19 protein-coding genes, 1 tRNA gene and 1 pseudogene are annotated in these 18,925 nt (G+C 45.1%); all 21 read left to right on the plus strand.

What is annotated here, in order from left to right:
* The 21 genes and pseudogenes from coaE to rodA all read left to right on the plus strand — a co-directional run bounded on the left by coaE (position 1) and on the right by rodA (position 18,915).
* Entirely contained in the window at positions 1-618 is a 618-nt protein-coding gene (gene coaE, locus EAL2_RS05675; protein WP_207641135.1) for a dephospho-CoA kinase, read from the plus strand.
* On the plus strand, positions 615-1,166 hold the full coding sequence (locus EAL2_RS05680; RefSeq protein WP_025435438.1) for a lytic transglycosylase domain-containing protein: 552 nt from the start codon (positions 615-617) through the stop codon (positions 1,164-1,166). Before coaE ends, EAL2_RS05680 begins: the two co-directional genes overlap by 4 nt.
* A gap of 4 nt (positions 1,167-1,170) precedes the next feature.
* Positions 1,171-2,717 (plus strand): annotated as a pseudogene (locus EAL2_RS15900) (ABC transporter substrate-binding protein).
* A 102-nt stretch (positions 2,718-2,819) separates the two neighbouring features.
* Positions 2,820-2,906, plus strand: a tRNA-Leu gene (locus EAL2_RS05695).
* A gap of 21 nt (positions 2,907-2,927) precedes the next feature.
* Positions 2,928-3,809, plus strand: coding sequence for a C40 family peptidase (locus tag EAL2_RS05700; RefSeq protein ID WP_025435441.1), 882 nt, complete (start codon positions 2,928-2,930; stop codon positions 3,807-3,809).
* A gap of 478 nt (positions 3,810-4,287) precedes the next feature.
* Positions 4,288-5,616, plus strand: coding sequence for an electron transport complex subunit RsxC (gene rsxC / locus EAL2_RS05705; protein WP_025435442.1), 1,329 nt, complete (start codon positions 4,288-4,290; stop codon positions 5,614-5,616).
* Positions 5,617-5,631: 15 nt separating this feature from the next.
* Entirely contained in the window at positions 5,632-6,579 is a 948-nt protein-coding gene (locus EAL2_RS05710; protein WP_025435443.1) for an RnfABCDGE type electron transport complex subunit D, read from the plus strand.
* On the plus strand, positions 6,579-7,136 hold the full coding sequence (locus tag EAL2_RS05715) for an RnfABCDGE type electron transport complex subunit G (RefSeq protein ID WP_025435444.1): 558 nt from the start codon (positions 6,579-6,581) through the stop codon (positions 7,134-7,136). The genes EAL2_RS05710 and EAL2_RS05715 overlap by 1 nt, the downstream gene beginning before the upstream one ends.
* 14 nt (positions 7,137-7,150) lie before the next feature.
* Positions 7,151-7,741 (plus strand): electron transport complex subunit RsxE, encoded by a 591-nt coding sequence (gene rsxE, locus EAL2_RS05720; protein WP_025435445.1) that lies wholly within the window; start codon positions 7,151-7,153, stop codon positions 7,739-7,741.
* A 22-nt stretch (positions 7,742-7,763) separates the two neighbouring features.
* Positions 7,764-8,333 (plus strand): electron transport complex subunit RsxA, encoded by a 570-nt coding sequence (gene rsxA, locus EAL2_RS05725; RefSeq protein ID WP_025435446.1) that lies wholly within the window; start codon positions 7,764-7,766, stop codon positions 8,331-8,333.
* Between the two features lie 12 nt (positions 8,334-8,345).
* The gene (locus EAL2_RS05730) at positions 8,346-9,203 is read left to right on the plus strand and encodes an RnfABCDGE type electron transport complex subunit B (RefSeq protein WP_025435447.1); all 858 of its coding nucleotides are present in this window, start codon (positions 8,346-8,348) and stop codon (positions 9,201-9,203) included.
* 14 nt (positions 9,204-9,217) lie between these two features.
* Positions 9,218-9,817: a Maf family protein gene (locus tag EAL2_RS05735; protein ID WP_025435448.1), complete on the plus strand. Its 600-nt coding sequence runs from the start codon at positions 9,218-9,220 to the stop codon at positions 9,815-9,817.
* 188 nt (positions 9,818-10,005) lie between these two features.
* Positions 10,006-10,668 carry a RadC family protein gene (gene radC / locus EAL2_RS05740; RefSeq protein ID WP_025435449.1) on the plus strand — a complete coding sequence of 221 codons (663 nt, stop codon included), beginning with the start codon at positions 10,006-10,008 and terminating at the stop codon, positions 10,666-10,668.
* A gap of 69 nt (positions 10,669-10,737) precedes the next feature.
* Positions 10,738-11,751, plus strand: a complete 1,014-nt coding sequence (locus tag EAL2_RS05745; RefSeq protein WP_158408928.1) for a rod shape-determining protein — start codon at positions 10,738-10,740, stop codon at positions 11,749-11,751.
* Positions 11,752-11,805: 54 nt separating this feature from the next.
* Positions 11,806-12,636 carry a rod shape-determining protein MreC gene (gene mreC / locus EAL2_RS05750; RefSeq protein ID WP_025435451.1) on the plus strand — a complete coding sequence of 277 codons (831 nt, stop codon included), beginning with the start codon at positions 11,806-11,808 and terminating at the stop codon, positions 12,634-12,636.
* An 11-nt stretch (positions 12,637-12,647) separates the two neighbouring features.
* On the plus strand, positions 12,648-13,145 hold the full coding sequence (gene mreD, locus EAL2_RS05755) for a rod shape-determining protein MreD (protein WP_025435452.1): 498 nt from the start codon (positions 12,648-12,650) through the stop codon (positions 13,143-13,145).
* A 28-nt stretch (positions 13,146-13,173) separates the two neighbouring features.
* Positions 13,174-15,969: a penicillin-binding transpeptidase domain-containing protein gene (locus EAL2_RS05760; RefSeq protein WP_051489091.1), complete on the plus strand. Its 2,796-nt coding sequence runs from the start codon at positions 13,174-13,176 to the stop codon at positions 15,967-15,969.
* A 41-nt stretch (positions 15,970-16,010) separates the two neighbouring features.
* Positions 16,011-16,622, plus strand: coding sequence for a septum site-determining protein MinC (gene minC, locus EAL2_RS05765; protein ID WP_025435454.1), 612 nt, complete (start codon positions 16,011-16,013; stop codon positions 16,620-16,622).
* Between the two features lie 28 nt (positions 16,623-16,650).
* Entirely contained in the window at positions 16,651-17,448 is a 798-nt protein-coding gene (gene minD / locus EAL2_RS05770; RefSeq protein ID WP_025435455.1) for a septum site-determining protein MinD, read from the plus strand.
* Positions 17,449-17,461: 13 nt separating this feature from the next.
* Positions 17,462-17,746, plus strand: a complete 285-nt coding sequence (gene minE / locus EAL2_RS05775; RefSeq protein WP_025435456.1) for a cell division topological specificity factor MinE — start codon at positions 17,462-17,464, stop codon at positions 17,744-17,746.
* Positions 17,747-17,811: 65 nt separating this feature from the next.
* Entirely contained in the window at positions 17,812-18,915 is a 1,104-nt protein-coding gene (rodA, locus tag EAL2_RS05780; protein ID WP_038601840.1) for a rod shape-determining protein RodA, read from the plus strand.
* The last annotated feature ends 10 nt before the right edge of the window (positions 18,916-18,925 follow it).

Consider the following 18,925-nt stretch of genomic DNA (forward strand, 5'->3'; position numbering starts at 1 on the left):
GTGAAGGTGCTCGATATGATAATAATCGGACTAACCGGCTCTATGGGAACGGGAAAGACCACAGTGTCGGATTTTTTTAAAAGAAAAGGCATAAAAGTCGTGGATGCAGACGATATTTCAAGGAGTCTTGCAAAAAAGGGCAGCCCTTTGCTGGGGGTGCTTGAAGAAAGGTTCGGGCCAGGCGTTATTAGCAATGACGGGAGTCTTGACCGAAAGAAGCTGGCGTCAATTGTTTTTGCAAACGAGGGTATGTTAAGAGAGCTAAACGCCATAATGCATCCGAGAATAATAGATGAAATCAAAGGGCACATAGCAAGGCTAGAGGCGGCGGGAGAGACCATTATAGTGCTTGATGCGCCGCTCCTCCTTGAAACCGGCCTTGACGAGCTGGTGGATTTGGTGCTGCTTGTGACTTGCGATAGCAAAATCCAGATAGATAGAATAATGGCCAGGGACGGCGCAACACATGCAGAGGCTGAGATGAGGCTTGCGCATCAGATGAGCCAGGAAGAAAAAAAGAAGCTCGCTGATTTTATTTTAGATAATTCGGGAACTCTAGATGAGCTTGAGGCCAGTGTAGATGATTTTTTGGAGAGTTTGGAGGTAGGCGGGAATTGAAACCAGGCAGAAGAAGACTGTGCACCAGGGTTTTGACAATAATAATCATTTTGTCTGCCGTTGCATTAAGTTTAAACAACATTACAAAGCTTGCGTACCCCATGCATTATGAGGAGCAGGTTTACAGGTATGCCGGAGAGTATGGGGTAGATCCATTGCTTGTGTTCTCCATAATAAGGGCTGAAAGTAAATTTTTTCCGTATGCAAATTCGACAAGCGGCGCCAAGGGGCTCATGCAGATAATGGATATAACTTTCGAGCATGCAAGCAGTGAGGTGGAATTTTCAGAAGGATCCCTCTATGATCCCGATGTAAATGTAAAAGCGGGTTGCTGGTATATAAGCAGGCTGAGCGAAGAATTCGAAGATGAGAGTCTTGTCATTGCCGCCTACAATGCAGGCCCGGCTAATGTCAAAAAATGGCTTTCGGAAGAAGCCTACAGCGACGGAGAGGGCGGACTAGATTCAATACCTTACCCTGAAACCAGCGCATATGTGGAAAGAGTGCTGGAAAACCATTCAAAGTATAAAAAAATATATAAAAGGTGATCCAATGAGAAAATTATTCCTTACAATTATTATTGTGGCGGCCTGCGTGCTTTCGGCTGCATGCCAGCAGCAGGGAGGCGCCGGCAATGATGATGGCGCTGGAGGTGGCTCGGCGGCGGCTGTAAGCGGCGACGAACTCAATATTTCGGTAATATCGTTTAACACCATAAATCCGCTGCTCACTCACAATGAATCGGTAAGTCAGGCTCTGAACCTTGTGCATGACGGACTTTTTGAAATTGACTCAAGCGGGGAAGTCCAGGCCGCCATAGCCGAAAGCTACAGCTGGGATGAGAGCAGGAGTGCTGTTGCAATAAGCCTCAAAGACGGAGTCAAGTGGCATGATGGCAGGGACCTTTCTGCCGCTGATGTCAAATTTACAGTAGAGCTCATAAAGTCAATGCCGGAGAGCCCGTACTATATTTTTGCATCTAGCATAAAGGCTGTTCAGGAAAATGGCGATAGAGGCATAGACATTGAGTTTGTAAAGCCGGGCACTGAGCAAATTGAAAATCTTTTTTTCCCGATTGTGCCAAAGCACAAGCTCTCAGGGCTTTCAAAGGAGCAGCTTATGCTTGATAAAAACAATATGACAGGTTGCGGCATGTATGAAATATCGGAGTTCAATAAAAGAAAAAAATAAAGTTAAAGAGCTTTGAGGGCTATTATGGTAAAAAGCCGTCGGTGGAGAAAGTAAGCATAGTTATAGTCCCTGACGCCCAGGCACAGAAGGAATACTTCCAGTCACAGGAGATAGATTTCTATAATGACGAGCAGTACTATGACAAAAAGTACGGAAAGCTTGGAATAAATGTATACGACTATTTCAACTATAGTTTTGATATACTGGCATTTAATCTGGGAAAAGGCAGCTTTGCCGATGAGGCCTTTAGAAATGCTATGGCTAGCGCCGTAGACAGGCAAAAGATTGCCGATGAAGCATATATGGGTGCTGTCGAAGTTGCGGATATGCCGCTCATACCCAAAAGCGGCAGCAAAGACAAGAAATCAAGTGCATACAAATATGCTCCGGAAAGTACAAAGGCGTATTTCAAAAAAAATCCGGACAAGAAAGTTGTTATAAGTTTGCTTGTAAACAGCGAAAACGAGCAGAGAGTCAAAGCTGCGTCTTTGATCAAAAAGAATCTGGCTGATGCAGGCCTGGAGATAGAGATTGTAGAAAAGCCATGGGAGGAGTACAGCCAAGATTTGAAATCGGGCAATTACGAGATGGCACTTGCAGGCTACAAGCTTCCAGCCACAGGGCAACTCGGCTATGTGATAGGCACACAGGGTGGAGGGAATTTCATGGGATTCTCGGATCCCAATGCAGACATCCTTATTAGTGGTATTGAAAACAGCATTGCAGAAAGTGAGAAAAGCGAAAAAACTGGCAAGTTGCAAAGCTTATATAACAGCAAGACTCCCTACCTTGGGCTTGTTATGAAAAAAAACAGTGTTGTAGTCAACTCTAGAATTTCGGGGGCTCTCAGGCCCTCCAAATTCAACGTTTACAGTGGGATAGAAGATCTTGTAATAGAAAATCAATAAAAAAGGTTGACATAGAGCCTGTAAGTATTTATAATAAATATTGTTGGCGGGCACGAACCGCTGCAGGCTCTAAGTTTTGAGCTTCTTAAAAATTGAATATGTGCGAGCGTGGCGGAATTGGCAGACGCGCAGGCTTGAGGGGTCTGTTTTCGTAGGGAAGTAAGGGTTCGACCCCCTTCGCTCGCACCACTAATTAAAGGGAGGCTACAAATGATTAAAAAAATTGGGGCCTTTTTTGCTATCTTAATAGCCCTGGGTTTGGGCAGCTCCAGCGTATTCGCGCAACCATTCAGCATCGGAAAAGTGCAGGCTACTGCGCTTAACGTCAGAAAAGAAGCTTCGGTTTCATCTACTGTAATTTCTAAACTCTACAACAACAATGAAGTTCTTATAATTTCAAAGCAGCAGGATTGGTATCAGGTTAGGCTTTCTGATGGAAATGAAGGCTGGATAAGCAGCGCTTATGCGGGGATAGTAAAGGAAGGTATAGACGGCTGTGTCAATGCTGACAAAGTGAATGCAAGGCAGGAAGCAAACACTCAAAGCGGCATACTGGAAAGCTTGAGCAAGGGCAAGCAGCTAAGCGTAATTGAAAAATCAGGGGACTGGTACAGGGTAATGTTTGACGGAAAAACAGCGTACATATATGCAACATATGTAGACGTACCTGCGCTAAGCTCACAAACGCAGCAGACGGCAGTTGTTTCAAGGGGAGAAGGAAGAAGCGGAATTTCAAGCTACGCGCTTAATCTTCTTGGGAAAAAGTATGTATGGGGCGCATCCGGCCCAAGCACTTTCGACTGCTCAGGATTCACAAGATACGTGTACAAAAGCGCAGCAGGAACAGAGCTGCCGCACAACTCAACAGCTCAGAGCACGGTTGGAACGACCGTTGAAAAATCGAATCTTGCGGTAGGAGACCTGGTGTTCTTCACAACTGACAGAAGCGGCAAAGTCAACCATGCCGGGATATACGTAGGCAATGGAATGTTTGCACATGCATCCTCGGCCAAGGGTAAAGTTATAGTTTCTGACCTCAAAAGCGGGTTTTACAGTGAAACGTACAAGTGGGCAAAGAGGATAGGCAACTAAGCAAAACAGCCAAGTACATATGAACTTCACAAATAAAGCAGAAAAATCCCATACGAATACGACATAAAGGCATCAGGTGTTTCCTGGTGTCTTTTTTTATTGAGGAAATAATGTGAAGCATTCTCAAAGTCAGAAGTCAGATTGTTAAAAAAAGTTCACAATATACTGAATACAATAGACTGTTTTTGTTTTTTTAGCATGCAACCCCTCAAGAAAAGACTAAATATTAGAAAGAGGGCGTGGAATGCATTTTTTCGACACAAAAAAAACATTGAAATATGAAAACGATATCCTGGCGAACATAAAAAATAAATTTTTCTGCTTAAATAAAATAATATGATTGAGAACAAGCATATACGTTAATAAATTAATTAAGAATAAAGAAGATGTCCTTTGTGATATACTTTAAGGAAAATTAGAGAGAAATACGGTCTTTATAAATTGCTATTTTGAGATTTTCCACAAGGAGGATAATAATATGCAGCTTTTCACATTCAAGGGAGGAATACATCCGCCGCACAGGAAAAAGCAGACTGAGAACATGCCGGCAACAAAGGCAAAGCCTCCGGGTGTCGTATATATACCTTTGCTGCAGCACATCGGGGCTCCGTGTGTGCCTGTAGTAAGCAAGGGTGAGTATGTAAAGGTGGGGCAGAAAATAGGCGAAGCGCAGGGCTTCGTGTCGATACCCGTGCATTCATCTGTATCGGGAACTGTGCAGGCGCTCAAAGAGATGCCTTTGCAGGGTGGAACAAAGGTGCTTTGCGTGGTGATTGAAAATGACTTCAAGGACGAATTGCATGAGAGCGTAGTTCCTAAAGGAGACCTGACCGGGCTTTCACGGGAAGAGCTTGTCGGGATTATAAAGGAGGCTGGCATTGCCGGCATGGGCGGGGCGGCTTTTCCAACTCACGTAAAGCTTTCGCCGCCGGAAGAAAAAAATGTGGATGTTGTAGTGCTAAACGGGGCTGAATGTGAACCGTATCTGACTGCAGATCACAGACTCATGCTTGAAACGCCGGAGGATGTGATTGAAGGCGCCAGGGCTATAATGAAGGCGCTTGGAATAAGCAAGGCTTATATAGGAATAGAGGACAACAAGAAGGACGTCCTTAAAGGCATGACAGGCGAAATAATGCCTGATGAGGACATAAACATAGTCTTGCTAAAGACCAAGTATCCGCAAGGTGCTGAAAAGCAGCTTATATATGCATGTACCGGCAGGATGGTTCCATCCGGTGGCTTGCCAATGGATGTGGGCGTTGTAGTTAACAATGTGGCCACGGCGGCGCAAATAGCCAGAACTATAAAAACAGGCATGCCATCGATTGAGAGGATAACCACAGTCACTGGTGGAGCAGTAAATAGTCCTCAGAACTTGATAGTGAGGATTGGGACTCTCTATAGCGAATTGATTGAGGAGTGCGGAGGCTTTAAGGAAGAGCCGGCTAAGGTCATATCGGGCGGACCTATGATGGGACTTGCGCAAAGCAGCGTCCAAATACCTGTGACAAAGGGAACTTCAGGCATACTGTGCCTTACGAAGGCCGAAGCCAAAATACCGGAGTCTGAAAACTGCATAAGGTGCGGACGATGCTTCACCGTATGTCCTGTGAATCTGCAGCCTCTTTACATCAGCGCACATTCGCTAAAGTATGACTACAAGAAAGCGGAGGAATACAAGGCCATGGACTGCATAGAGTGCGGATCGTGCTCATTTATATGCCCGTCGAAGAGGCCGCTGCTCCAGTCTATCAGGGTGGCGAAGCGTGAAATAATTGCAAGCAGAAGAAAGCAAAATAGGTAGCAGGGAGGAAGGATCATGGAAAACAAATTGACGATTTCATCGTCTCCGCATATTGTTTCAAACACGACTACTTCGCATATAATGAGGGACGTGATAATAGCTCTTATACCGGCAACGCTGGGTGCGCTTTACTTTTTCAGGATGGGCGCAGTAGTAGTAATAGTGCCGGCCATATTGGCAGCAGTAGCGGCTGAGGCGATTTTTCAAAAAATGTCCGGTAGAAAGGTTACGGTAGGAGACCTTTCAGCGGTAGTAACGGGACTGCTTCTGGCCCTTCACCTTCCGCCCAATGCCCCGTGGTGGCTTACTGTAGTGGGTTCTCTGTTTGCAATAATAGTTGTAAAGCAGCTCTTTGGAGGAATAGGCCACAATTTCATGAATCCGGCGCTTGCTGCCAGGGCAGTTCTTCTTGCATCCTGGCCGGTGCAGATGACATCGTGGGTGAATCCTGGGGCGGATGCCGTTTCAAGTGCAACTCCGCTTGGCATTCTGAGCGAGCAGGGCAAGGAAGCGGCCATGGCTGCCGCCAGCCTCAAGGACCTTTTCATGGGCAACGTGGGAGGCTGCGTAGGAGAAACATCTGTCGTGCTCTTGCTGATTGGTGGAGCATACTTGCTCTATAGAGGCGTCATAACATACATAATTCCCGCATATTACATGGGGACCGTGGCTATACTGACGCTGCTGCTTGGAGGCTTCGATTTTAGCTACATGCTGTTTCACCTGTTTGCGGGAGGACTTGTAATAGGAGCTGTTTTCATGGCTACTGACTACTCGACGTCGCCGGTAACGCAAAAAGGCCAGATAGTATATGCGGTAGGCTGCGGAGTGCTGACTACTGTAATAAGGCTCTATGGAGGATATCCAGAAGGTGTTTCATATTCGATAATATTAATGAACGTGGCCACTCCTCTTATCGAAAGGTATACAACTCCTAAGGTGTTCGGGGAGGTGGCTAAATAATGAAGGAAATGTTGAGGCTGGGACTAGTGCTTTTTATTGTAGCGTCAATATCAGCGCTGGTGCTTAGCTATACGAATCAGATCACAGCGCCGCTTATTGAGCAAAAAAGCGAAGAGGCAGGCAAACAGTCGAGACAGGCAGTCCTGCCTGAGGCTTCTGAATTTAAAAAGATTGAGGGCGTTGATTTTGGCTCGGACATAGTTAGTGAGGTTTATGAAGGATACAGCGGATCTGATATCAAGGGATACGTTGCAAGGACTCTGCCGGTTGGATACTCGGGTACTGTTGAAGTCATAGTGGGCATCAACCTGGATGGGAGCATTTCCGGAGTTAGCATAGGAACCCATACAGAAACGCCGGGGCTTGGAAGTAAGGCCAGCGGTGAATTCAAGGATCAGTATCAGGGTATGAAGACAAACGTGCCGGCAGAAGTCATAAAAAGCGGCCAACCCAAGGAAAACGAAGTTGTTGCAATATCGGGAGCGACTATAACATCAAGGGCTGTTACAACGGGAATCAACGAAGCTGCAAAAGCAGTGCTTGAAATCAATAAGTAGCTGGAGGTGGTATCTTGAAACTAGGTAAGATTTTTAGGAACGGTCTTGTAAATGAAAACCCTGTGTTTGCACAGGTGCTTGGAATGTGTCCCACCCTGGCGGTTACAACATCGGCTGAGAACGGCCTTGGTATGGGGCTTGCGACTACCGCCGTGCTTTTATGCTCAAATTTTGCAATATCGCTGATAAGGAAGCTGATACCTTCAAAGGTCAGAATACCGGCATATGTAGTTGTAATAGCAACGTTTGTCACTCTCGTAGGCATGCTGATAAAGGCTTATCTGCCTTCGCTTGATGAGGCGCTCGGTCTTTTCATACCGCTGATAGTAGTAAACTGTCTGATACTTGCAAGAGCCGAGAGCTTCGCCTCGAAAAATAATCCTGGCGCATCTGTTGCAGACGGGCTTGCCATGGGTCTTGGATTCGCATTGGCGCTTACGCTACTGGGCTGTGTAAGGGAGCTGTTCGGAAACGGCACGGTATTTGGGCAAATGGTTTTTGGCAGCGGTTACAAGCCTGCGCTCATAATGATACTTCCGCCCGGAGCGTTTATTGCTCTGGGGATACTATTGGCAGGATTCAAGAAGCTGACTTCTGCAAGGTAGACATACTAAGAGAGGTGAAAGCATGAAAATATTCATAATACTACTTAGCTCGATACTTGTAAATAACTTCGTAATGTCAAGATTCCTCGGAATATGTCCATTTCTCGGTGTTTCTAAAAAAGTGGAAACTGCTCTTGGCATGGGTATGGCTGTTACATTTGTAATGACACTGGCCTCGCTTATAACGTATTTTGTTCAAAGGCTTCTTGTAAAGCTGGACATAGAATTCATGCAGACCATTGCATTCATACTTGTAATAGCTTCACTTGTTCAGTTCGTGGAGATGGTTATCCAGAAGATGAGTCCTACTCTATACCAGGCACTCGGCGTATTTTTGCCGCTTATCACTACTAACTGCGCAGTTCTAGGCGTAGCAATACTGAACGTGCAAAGTGATTACGGACTTGTGGAGACAGTCATAAACGGCGCAGGCGCGGCCATAGGCTTTACGCTTGCAATAGTGCTCTTTGCCGGAATAAGGGAGAGACTGGAAATTTCAGATGTTCCCGCTGCCTTCAAAGGATTTCCTATAGCACTTATAACAGCCGGGCTCATGTCTATAGCTTTCCTGGGCTTCATCGGACTAGTATAGGAGGGATTGCACTTGAATGATATATTGAAAACAGTAGTTGGTCTTGGTTCCATGGGACTTTTCTTTGGTGTGGTGCTTGCCTATGCTTCCAAGAAGTTTGCTGTGGAGACCGACCCGAAAATTGAGGCAATCAACAACGCTCTCCCGGGCGCAAATTGCGGCGGCTGCGGACTGCCGGGATGCGCAGCGCTTGCGCAGGCCATAGCAAACGGGGAGGCCGCTGTAAATGCATGCCCTGTAGGCGGAGCTGAGACGGCAAGCGCTATAGCGTTAATAATGGGAGTGCAGGCTGATGCAGCGGAAAAACGCGTGGCGCACGTGATATGCAGGGGCGACTGCAATAGCGCACTGCAGAAGGCTGACTACCAGGGGATACATGACTGCAAGGCGGCCGTGCTTGCAAACAACGGCCAGAAAGCCTGCAGCTTTGGCTGCCTGGGCTTTGGCACCTGCAAGAATGTATGCGACTTTGATGCCATATCAATTGTGGACGGGATTGCAGTAATAGACAAGGAAAAGTGTGTGGCTTGCGGCAAGTGCCTGGAACAGTGCCCGAAGAGCATAATAAAGTGGGTGCCATACAAGCAGGAGGTAATAGTCGAGTGCAACAGCCATGAGTTTGGAAAGGATGTAAAGGACAAGTGCAAGGTAGGCTGCATAGGGTGCGGGATATGCCAGAAGGTATGTCCGTTTGATGCGGTGCATGTCATTGACAAGCTGGCTGTAATAGACTATGTAAAATGCAAGCAGTGTCATATTTGTGTGGTAAAGTGCCCTACGGGCGCTATATCGGGAAATTTGGAAAAGACTGAAAAGGTAAGAATTGCCCAGGAAAAAAAGAACGCAGCAGTTGAAAAGTCAAATGGATAGCAGCTGGAGGGATTATGAATAGGATAATACTGGCTTCAGCCTCCCCGCGAAGAAGGGAACTGCTCGGTCAGATGGGCTTGGAATTTGAAATAGTGGTTGAGGAAGTAGATGAAACGCTTGAAAATGAAATGGAGCCTTGCGAAGTCGTAAAGCAGCTTGCGCTTAAAAAAGCTCTCGCGGTTAAGGGCAAAATTGACGAGGATTGCGTTGTTATAGGCGCTGATACGGTTGTCGCATACGGAGGCAGGGTTCTTGGCAAGCCGCAGAGCGCTGAAGATGCATTCAACATGCTGTCCATGCTCAGTGGCAAGAGACATAAGGTCTGCACAGGCGTCGCGGTTGTCGGCAGAGGCAAAAGCGAAGTGTTTTGCGAGGAAACCTCCGTATACATGAAAAGCATAAGCGGCGAGGAGATCTGGGCCTATATAGGCACCGGTGAGCCGTATGACAAGGCCGGAGCATACGGCATACAAGGCCTTGGGGCGCTTCTGGTGGAAAAGATTGAGGGTGACTACAACAATGTGGTTGGTCTTCCGATATCAAGACTCTACGAAGTGCTCAAAAAAGAGGGACTGGGCAATTTCATATGGCATGGCGATCAAAAAGACATCTAGTGAGCAAAGATGTCTTTTTTGCTGCAGGCAAAAACCAAAATGAGGAAGAAATAGCAACTGGATGGGTATAACTATAGGAGGCCTGCGGATAATATTTTCGCACGCACCCTATTATTTTTTTGAAAATGTTATATAATTCAAAGGAGGAAAACGCCGTGGATACAAAAACCAGTTTGATGATTAATGAAATGGCCGAATCTGAGAGACCAAGAGAAAAACTTACTGTTAAAGGACCCGAAAGCCTGACTAATGCCGAGCTTGTCGCCATACTGATACGGACGGGTAGCAAGAATGTATCGGCTCTGGATTTGGCAAGGCGCATTGTTAACATGGACAAGGAGGGCATTAGGAGCCTTTACAACATAAGCATAGAGGAGCTCAGCAAGGTAAAGGGCGTTGGCAACGCGAAGGCCTGCCAGATTGTAGCGGCACTTGAGCTGGGCAAAAGACTCTCGAAATCATCAATGGGACACAGGCCAAGGATAACACATCCTGAAGACATTTCCAGGATATACATGGAGGAAATGCGTTATCTCAAAAAAGAAATATTCAAGGTAGTCATGCTCAATACTAAAAATGAAGTCATATGCGATACTGATGTTTCAGTTGGTTCGCTCAACTCGTCAATAGTCCATCCAAGGGAAGTCTTTGTAGAACCCATCAGGAGAAGTGCCAACAGCATAGTATTGATACATAACCATCCTTCAGGAAATCCAGACCCCAGCGCAGAGGATAAAAATATCACCAAGAGGCTCTTAGAATGTTCCGGCCTGATTGGAATCAAGATACTAGATCATATAATACTTGGTGACGGCGTTTATTACAGCTTCAAGGAGCATTCACTTATTTAGGGAGGAAACAAGAATGGCAAAGGGAAAAAAAGATCAGGAACTGGAAAGTTCGGTTTTAATCTTTTTAGCATAAAAACTAATGATATGGGAATAGATCTTGGCACAGCCAATACGGTTGTATACCTAAGGGGCAAGGGAATAGTGCTCAGGGAGCCTTCCGTTGTTGCAATAGAGGAGAGCGGAAAGAACGTGCTTGAGGTTGGCGAAGAGGCCAAGAAGATGATAGGCAGAACGCCTGGGCATATAGTCGCTATAAGACCTATGAAGGACGGTGTCATAGCTGACTTTGACATAACACAAAGCATGATCAAGTACTTCATAAAAAAGGCAAGTCCTAAAAAAAGCATGTTCAATCCAAGGATAGTAGTATGCATTCCTTACGGGGTGACCCAGGTGGAAAAAAGAGCCATCGAGGATGCTGCTATGCAGGCTGGAGCGAGAGAGGTTTATCTTATTGAAGAGCCAATGGCGGCAGCAATAGGAGCAGGCCTTCAGGTTGCAGAGCCTGCCGGCAACATGGTTGTGGATATCGGCGGAGGAACTACTGAAATAGCAGTGATTTCTCTTGGAGGAATTGTAACTGCAAAGTCGGTAAGGATAGGCGGAGACGAATTTGATGAGGCTATAGTGAGCTATATAAAGAAGGAATACAGTCTCATGATAGGCGAGAGGACAGCCGAAGAAATCAAGATAACAATAGGTTCTGCTCACGAATACGAGGGAGAGCAGCAGAGCATGTTTATAAGGGGAAGAGATCTTGTCGAAGGTCTTCCCAAGACGATAGAGGTCAATGCCGAGGAGATAAGGCGCGCGCTTAAAGAGCCTGTGACTGTAATACTCGATGCAATTAAGGCAACGCTTGAGAGGACTCCTCCAGAGCTTGCGGCAGATATTATGACAAACGGCATATTGCTTGCGGGCGGAGGAGCGCTGCTGAAAGGGCTCGATGTACTCGTAAACAAGGAGACATATATGCCGGTTAGAATAGCCGAGAATCCTTTGGATTGCGTAGCCCTGGGCACAGGCAAGGCCATCGAGGAAATAGATACGCTTAGAAAAGTGCTAATATCTACAAAGAAATAGTTTGGGTGATGTCATGATAAAGCTTATGATAAAAAGAAAAAAGCCGGCAAAGAAGTGATAGCTATTGTTGCAATAGCTATCACTCTAATTTTAATTATTTCATTTTCCATGTCCGGAAACAAAGCGGCAAAACTCATGTCGTCTGTGGGAATAGAGGCTTTTTCGCCTCTGGAGAAGGCAACAGGTGGGTTTTTTTCGGGCATAAGAACGAATGCCAACGGGATTTTTTCGTACGGAAAAAACATGAAGGAGCTCGAGCGGCTTAAAAAAGAGAATCAGGAGCTTAAAAAGCAGGTCATAGAGCTTGATCTGTCGCAGGAAGAGCTCCGTGAGCTTGTCGATCTTAAAAGGTCGCTCAACTACGTGCAAAATGTACCCGTCAAGAAATACGTGAGCACGAAGGTGATAGCAAAAAATGACGGCAACATGTATGAAAGTTTTACAATAGATGCCGGAAGCAACGATGGGATAGAAAATGAAAGCATAGTGCTTACAGGAGACGGCCTTGCGGGGATAGTCTATGAAGTCTCAAAGAACTATTCCAAGGCAATATCCATAATAAACTACAAGTCAGCCGTAAGCTTCAAGGTTTTAAGAAAATCCGATTACATGGGTGTTATCAGAAAGAATATAACTGTAGACTCATTCGAAGACAGCGAAGGCTTTCTTGTAGGATACATGTTTGACATGGATTATGACGTTTCACCCGGTGACATACTGGTTACATCTGGTCTGGGAATGTATACGGAAGGCATACCCATAGGCGAGATTCAGCAGGTCGAGGAAGACAAGAAAAGCCTGGTGAAAAATGTGAAGGTAAAGTCTTATGTGGATTTCAAAAATATAGACAAGGTTATGGTAATAAGCCCCGAAAGAATTAGATAGTGAGGTTTGTCATGGGAGCATTTTATGCCACGTTCATATCGTTTGCAATAGTGATTTTGGAAAACAGTATACTCAACAATTTAAAAATATTCGGCGTGGCACCTGATTTTGTCCTTATATATATTTGCATATGCGCAATAACTATGGACAAAAAAGCGGCATCGAGCGCCGGAATCATAGCCGGGCTGGTACGCGACATGCTTGTAGGGCCAACTCTGGGAGTGAGCGCGCTTTTCATGTATGCTATATCGGAACTTTATGGCTTCATAAGCGACAAGATATTCAAGGATAGCAGATTCACAGTATTTGTGCTTATAAGTTTTGCAAGCGTTTTATATTCAGGTATCAAGCTTGTGATTTTTGGAGAATACCTGCAGGGTTCCATATACAGCATACTATTGAGCAATATGGTTGTTTTCCCTCTGCTAAACAGTGCAATTGCAATACCAGCTTATTCTTTTTTGATAAAGTTCCATGAGAGGATAAAAAGAAGCATATCTTTTTACTAATATGCCGGAATTTTTAAGGTGATTTATTATGATGCAAAGACAAAGAGAAAGACTCGATATTTTAAAAACGGTGCTTATGTGCATATTTGCCGCGCTTATTTTAAGGCTCTCTTTCATGACCGTAATCAAGGGTGAAGACTATTTCAAGCAGGCTCAAGACAAAGTTTTCAGAAAGATAACGGTCCAGGCGCCAAGGGGTGAGATTAAGGACAGGTACGGAAGGCTTATTGCAGGCAATAGGCCTAGTTTTACTGTCCAGATTTCAAAAAATGAAGTCGTAAAAGACAACATGAACTCCATAGCGCTCGGGATTATAGGTATACTCGAAAAGAACGGCGACAAATATGCAGACGAATTCCCCATAGTCTTGGAAAACGGTAGATTTTCGTTTATATATGACAAGAAGATAAGGGATTGGAAAGAGGAAAACGGGATTCCAAAATCATATAATGCCAAGGACAGCTTCTATTACATCGTGGATTCGCTTATAGCAAGCGGAGCAGTATCTCCTGAATCAAGGAATATTGACAAGTTCGAGCTGCAAAAGCTGCTCAACGAAAACGGATATTATCCGCCAATATATGTTTCGAAGTGGCAGTTCGCAGAGCAGGTCAGGAAAAAAGAGTGGCTATACGGGTATGACATAGATACTGAAAAGGAAAAAGGCGTAGATGCAGCCAAGGCGTTCGAAAGAATAAGAAAGTATTACGAGCTTCCTTCTGGCTATAGCGATGCCGAAGCCAGGAAGATCATGATAATAAGAGATCTTGTCAAGTCGAAGGGCTATCTTCAGTACCAGCCTGTCGAGGTGGCTTATGACGTGTCTCAAAAGACTGTGGCCGAAATTGAGGAAAAGAGCATGGAGCTTGCGGGCGTGAGCGTCGAGGTCAAGCCGGTACGGTATTACCCAAGCGGAGAAGTGGCATCGCATATAATAGGATATATGGGGAAAATATCCCTGCCATACGAGATAGAAAAATATGTGACGGAAAAGGGCTACAGCCAAAGCGATACTATAGGCAAGAGCGGCATTGAAAAGCAGTATGAAGAAAGCCTCAAGGGCGAGAACGGCTACAAGCGGGTGCAGGTAGATGCCGCCGGAAGACTTATTAAAAGACTCGAAATGAAGGAACCCGTTCCGGGGGATTCTGTATATCTTACAATCGATTTGGAGCTTCAAAAAAAGGCTGAGGAATCGCTCAAAAATGTGCTGGCTAAAATAAGGCAGGGCGGAGTTTATACGAGCAAGTGGGGCAGTTCAACTCTTCGTGACAGCAAAAGGGTGTATAGCAAGGCCACTTCGGGAGCTGTTGTAGCACTTGATGTCAAAACGGGCGATGTGCTTGCCATGGCGAGTTATCCGGGATTTGACCCGAATCTGTTTGCCACAGGAATATCATCCGAGGATATGGGAAAGCTCCAGCCTGAGAACAAGAACGATACTCTGGCGCCAAGACCTCTGTATAATGTTGCGACAATGACAACGGTTCAGCCAGGTTCGGTATTCAAAATGGTTACCGGACTTGCAGGCCTTGAAAAGGGGCTCAGCCCGAAATACAAGATAACAGACAGAGGTTATATTAAGGTGGGGAACAGGAACTTTGGGTGCTGGATTTGGAACGAGAGAAAGGGAACCCATGGACCTACGGATCTCTACAGGGCGCTGGAAGTATCCTGCAACTATTACTTCTATTCCCTGAGCGTAGGTTTCGATTACGGCGCCAACAAGCCGCTGCCGGTGGAGATGGGAATAGAGGATATACTTTACTATGCCAAGCTGCTCGGACTTGACGAGAAGACGGGAATTCAAATCGAAGAGGTTTCGGGCAAGGTTCCCAATCCTTCAGATAAGTTGAAAAACACAAAGCTAATGCTCGAGAGCACGCTTGAGGGCAAGCTTGAAAATGCCTTTGCTGACATTACAAGCAAGAGTAATCCATCTGAATACAAGCAGCGCATAGACACTATGGTAAGCTGGGCAGAGGAAAACCCAAGCAGAGGCGAGATAATAAAAAGGCTTGGAAGTCTCAAAGTCAAAGAAGACAGCATAAACGAAATAACAGACATCATGAAGTACAACTATTTTTCGCAGGCGAAGTGGAGCACGGGAGACAGCTTCAATATTGCAATAGGACAGGGCGAAAACTCATACTCTCCTATTCAGATGGCCAACTATATAGCCACGCTGACTAACGGTGGGTATAAAAACAATGTTACGGTCGTAGACAAAATAGAATCTTATGATAAACTTAGTATAGAAAAAATAAAGCGCGAATCCGTTAAAATACCACTTAGTGACCCTGAAAACCTCGAGCACATAAAAAGAGGAATGAAGAAGGTAACCGAGGAAGGCACAGCCAGCAGTACGTTCGGGAATTTCCCGGTGGAGGTTGGCGGAAAGACGGGTACGGCGCAAAAAAGCGGCAGGATACCAGCGGTGGACGAGGCTCAATATCTGCTCTCTCATCTTTCGAGCTTTGGAGTGGGAAAAGACGAAGTGATGAAGCTTGCAGACACTCTGGAAAAAAATTCAGACGAGAAGCTCGACAGAGACTACTATCTGAAAGCGGCCATACAAAAGCTCAACCCCAAAATCAAGACTAGCGACATAAATAGATTCAAGGACACATATGACAACTTTGCGTGGTTTGTTTCATTTGCTCCGTATGACAAGCCGGAAATAGCAGTAGTTGTGCTTATATTCCAGGGAGGACACGGAGGATATGGAGGTCCAGTAGCTAGAGACGTCATAGCCCAGTACATGGGGCTAGAGACTGATTACAGCCAGGAAAAAATCGACTATTCCGGAGGTTTGGCTCAATAAGCTTTGATTTGCAATCAATATTTATTTGTGGGGGAATCAATATGCTCGAGACAGAAAAAGTTGAGTTTAAGGGAACTAAAAACGGTCTTGTGATTAACATCGGAAACGATTGCGACTATAAAACTGCGAGGGAGCTCATCGGATCGAAGGTAAAGGGAGCAAACGGTTTTTTTGACGGGGCCAGGATATATGCGATCAACTGTGGCGGGGTAGATGATGTTGAGTATATAATGTTAAAGGAATACATTGAAAGCGAGTTGGGAATGCAGATTGCTGAGGAAGAAAGACAGCTTGCAATCGAATATGTTTCCAGCGGGGATACAAAATTCATAAGATCGACACTTAGGTCTGGAAAAAGAGTGGAGTTTAGTGGTAATATAGTAATAATAGGGGACGTCAATCCCGGAGCTCATATCGTTGCAGACGGCAATGTAGTAGTTATTGGAGCGCTAAGGGGAGTGGTTCATGCAGGAGCCGGCGGCAACAGGGAAGCCTTTGTGGTGGCCAATAATCTGGAACCCATGCAGCTTAGAATTGCCGAGTCTATTGCAATACCGCCGGAAGAGGAGCATGAAGATAAGCCAGATATTCCAGAAATAGCGTTTATAAAGGAAAATTATATTATTATAGAACCATGCCTCAACAGGAAATAGAGATATAAATAATTAGGAGGTCTAGTTAATGGGTGAAGTAATAGTCATAACTTCTGGAAAAGGCGGTGTAGGCAAGACCACCACCACTGCAAATATTGGAACGGCACTTGCACTTGAAGGCAAGAGAGTGGCTGTTGTAGATGCGGATATAGGCCTTAGAAACCTGGATGTGGTTATGGGGCTTGAAAATAGGATAGTGTATGATATAGTAGATGTAGTTGAAGGTTCATGCAAGCTCAAGCAGGCGCTCATAAAAGACAAGAGGTTCGAGGGACTCTTTCTTCTTCCTGCTGCCCAGACGAGGGATAAGGATGCAATTTCACCGGATCAGATGAAGGAGCTTACTTCAAATCTCAAGGAGATGTTTGACTACGTAATAATCGATTGTCCGGCGGGAATAGAGCAGGGCTTTAAGAATGCAATTGCAGGCGCGGACAAGGCCATAGTAATTACAACCCCAGAGGTTTCTGCAGTAAGGGACGCCGATAGGATCATAGGCCTTTTGGAAGCAAGCGAAGTCGAAAATCCTCAGCTTATAGTAAACAGGATAAAAAACGAGATGGTAAAGCGCGGCGACATGATGAACATAAATGACATTATAGACATACTGGCAATAGAACTGATAGGTGTAGTGCCGGATGACGAGAATGTTGTTATAACCACAAACAAGGGCGAGCCTGCGGTTGTGGAGGCGAAATCTCTTGCAGGCAAAGCCTATAGGAATATTGCAAAAAGGATAATAGGACAGCAGGTGCCTTTTATGGACCTCGACATACAAGAGACTATGCTCAGCAAGGTTAAAAAAATGTTTGGATTTGCTAGATAGGGGTGAATTGACTATGATGGATTTATTTAAGCTTTTTGGAAAAAACTCTAAATCAAGCAAGAACATAGCAAAAGAGCGACTTAAACTCGTGCTGGTACATGACAGGGCAAACTGCTCAGACAAATTTTTAGAGAGCATTAAGGAAGAACTCATAAAGACTATTTCAAGCTACATAGAGATTGATGAGGAGGGCTTGGAGATAAAGATGACCAAGTCTAGAAACACAAGTGAAGGCACAGTGCTTTCTGCGCTCGTTGCCAACATACCCATAAAAAAGGTCAAGGACATGAGAAGGTAACTAATATCAAGGGGATTCCGCTATGGAATTTCCTTTTATTTTCGAACAGACTTCTGGAGGAACATATGGAATTTAGAAAACTGAAGGCTTTTGACTGGAAACTGTTGGCTATTGTCTGCGCCATATTTTGCATAGGCATGGTTGCACTAAGCAGCGCGACGCATTCCAATATAGACGGATTCAACAGACAGCTCAAGATACAGGGAGCTTCATTTATAATTGGTATGGCAATCATGGCATTGATGATGCTTTTTGACTACAACGGCTTTGCAAAGTATCAAAAGCACATATATATAGCCAACATACTCTTGCTGCTTATTGTCTACCTGCCGGGTCTTGGCATAGCCAGAGCTGGAGCCAGGTCATGGATAAATCTGGGTTTCATAGATTTGCAGACTTCAGAGCTTGTCAAGATTGGATTCATTGTCTCGTTTGCAAAATTCCTGGAAGACAAGAAGGGAAGGATCAACACATTCAAGGATCTTGTGCCGATAGCGGCATACGCAGCACCCATAGTTTTGCTTATACTCAAGCAGCCGGATCTTGGAACGGCAATAGTTTTCATTTCTATAATATTCGGGATGCTGTTTGTCTGCGAAATCAATCTCAAAATGGTAGCAAAAATTGCGGCAGCCGGCATAGTTTCAATACCGGCCATATATCCTTTCCTAGAAGCCCACCAGAAAGTCAGAATAGACGCATTTATACATCCGGGAGATCCCAGTTTTGAAGGCAATTACCAGGTCATACAGTCCATGATAGCAATAGGCTCGGGCAAAATTTTCGGAAAGGGCCTTTTTAAGGGAACACAAAACCAGTACGATTTTTTGCCTGTGCAGGACTCTGACTTCATATTTGCTGTGCTGGGCGAGGAGTTCGGATTTATAGGCGCATGCATATTGGTTGTGCTTTTTTACTTTTTCCTAAAGCGCATAATATCAATATCAAAGAATTCAAAGGACTTTTACGGCACACTCGTAAGCACGGGCGTGCTCTTTATGTTCATGTATCAGATCGTTCAAAACATAGGAATGACAATGGGGCTCATGCCTGTAACGGGAGTTACGCTGCCTCTTGTAAGCTACGGCGGAAGCTCCATGGTAACCAGCCTTATGGCCCTTGGGCTCGTCTTTAACGTATCCATGCGAAGAAAGAAAATCAATTTCTAATTTGGAGGTT

It is taken from the genome of Peptoclostridium acidaminophilum DSM 3953 (genome assembly GCF_000597865.1).
GTDB classification, from domain to species: Bacteria; Bacillota; Clostridia; order Peptostreptococcales; family Peptostreptococcaceae; genus Peptoclostridium_A; species Peptoclostridium_A acidaminophilum.

Bases quoted from the DNA above. Each gene is read 5' to 3' on its own strand.
- EAL2_RS05700 (WP_025435441.1), top strand. From the start codon at position 2,928: ATGATTAAAAAAATTGGGGCCTTTTTTGCTATCTTAATAGCCCTGGGT.
- rsxC (WP_025435442.1), top strand. From the start codon at position 4,288: ATGCAGCTTTTCACATTCAAGGGAGGAATACATCCGCCGCACAGGAAA.
- EAL2_RS05710 (WP_025435443.1), top strand. From the start codon at position 5,632: ATGGAAAACAAATTGACGATTTCATCGTCTCCGCATATTGTTTCAAAC.
- EAL2_RS05715 (WP_025435444.1), top strand. From the start codon at position 6,579: ATGAAGGAAATGTTGAGGCTGGGACTAGTGCTTTTTATTGTAGCGTCA.
- rsxA (WP_025435446.1), top strand. From the start codon at position 7,764: ATGAAAATATTCATAATACTACTTAGCTCGATACTTGTAAATAACTTC.
- EAL2_RS05735 (WP_025435448.1), top strand. From the start codon at position 9,218: ATGAATAGGATAATACTGGCTTCAGCCTCCCCGCGAAGAAGGGAACTG.
- radC (WP_025435449.1), top strand. From the start codon at position 10,006: ATGGCCGAATCTGAGAGACCAAGAGAAAAACTTACTGTTAAAGGACCC.
- mreD (WP_025435452.1), top strand. From the start codon at position 12,648: ATGGGAGCATTTTATGCCACGTTCATATCGTTTGCAATAGTGATTTTG.
- EAL2_RS05760 (WP_051489091.1), top strand. From the start codon at position 13,174: ATGATGCAAAGACAAAGAGAAAGACTCGATATTTTAAAAACGGTGCTT.
- minC (WP_025435454.1), top strand. From the start codon at position 16,011: ATGCTCGAGACAGAAAAAGTTGAGTTTAAGGGAACTAAAAACGGTCTT.
- minD (WP_025435455.1), top strand. From the start codon at position 16,651: ATGGGTGAAGTAATAGTCATAACTTCTGGAAAAGGCGGTGTAGGCAAG.
- minE (WP_025435456.1), top strand. From the start codon at position 17,462: ATGATGGATTTATTTAAGCTTTTTGGAAAAAACTCTAAATCAAGCAAG.
- rodA (WP_038601840.1), top strand. From the start codon at position 17,812: ATGGAATTTAGAAAACTGAAGGCTTTTGACTGGAAACTGTTGGCTATT.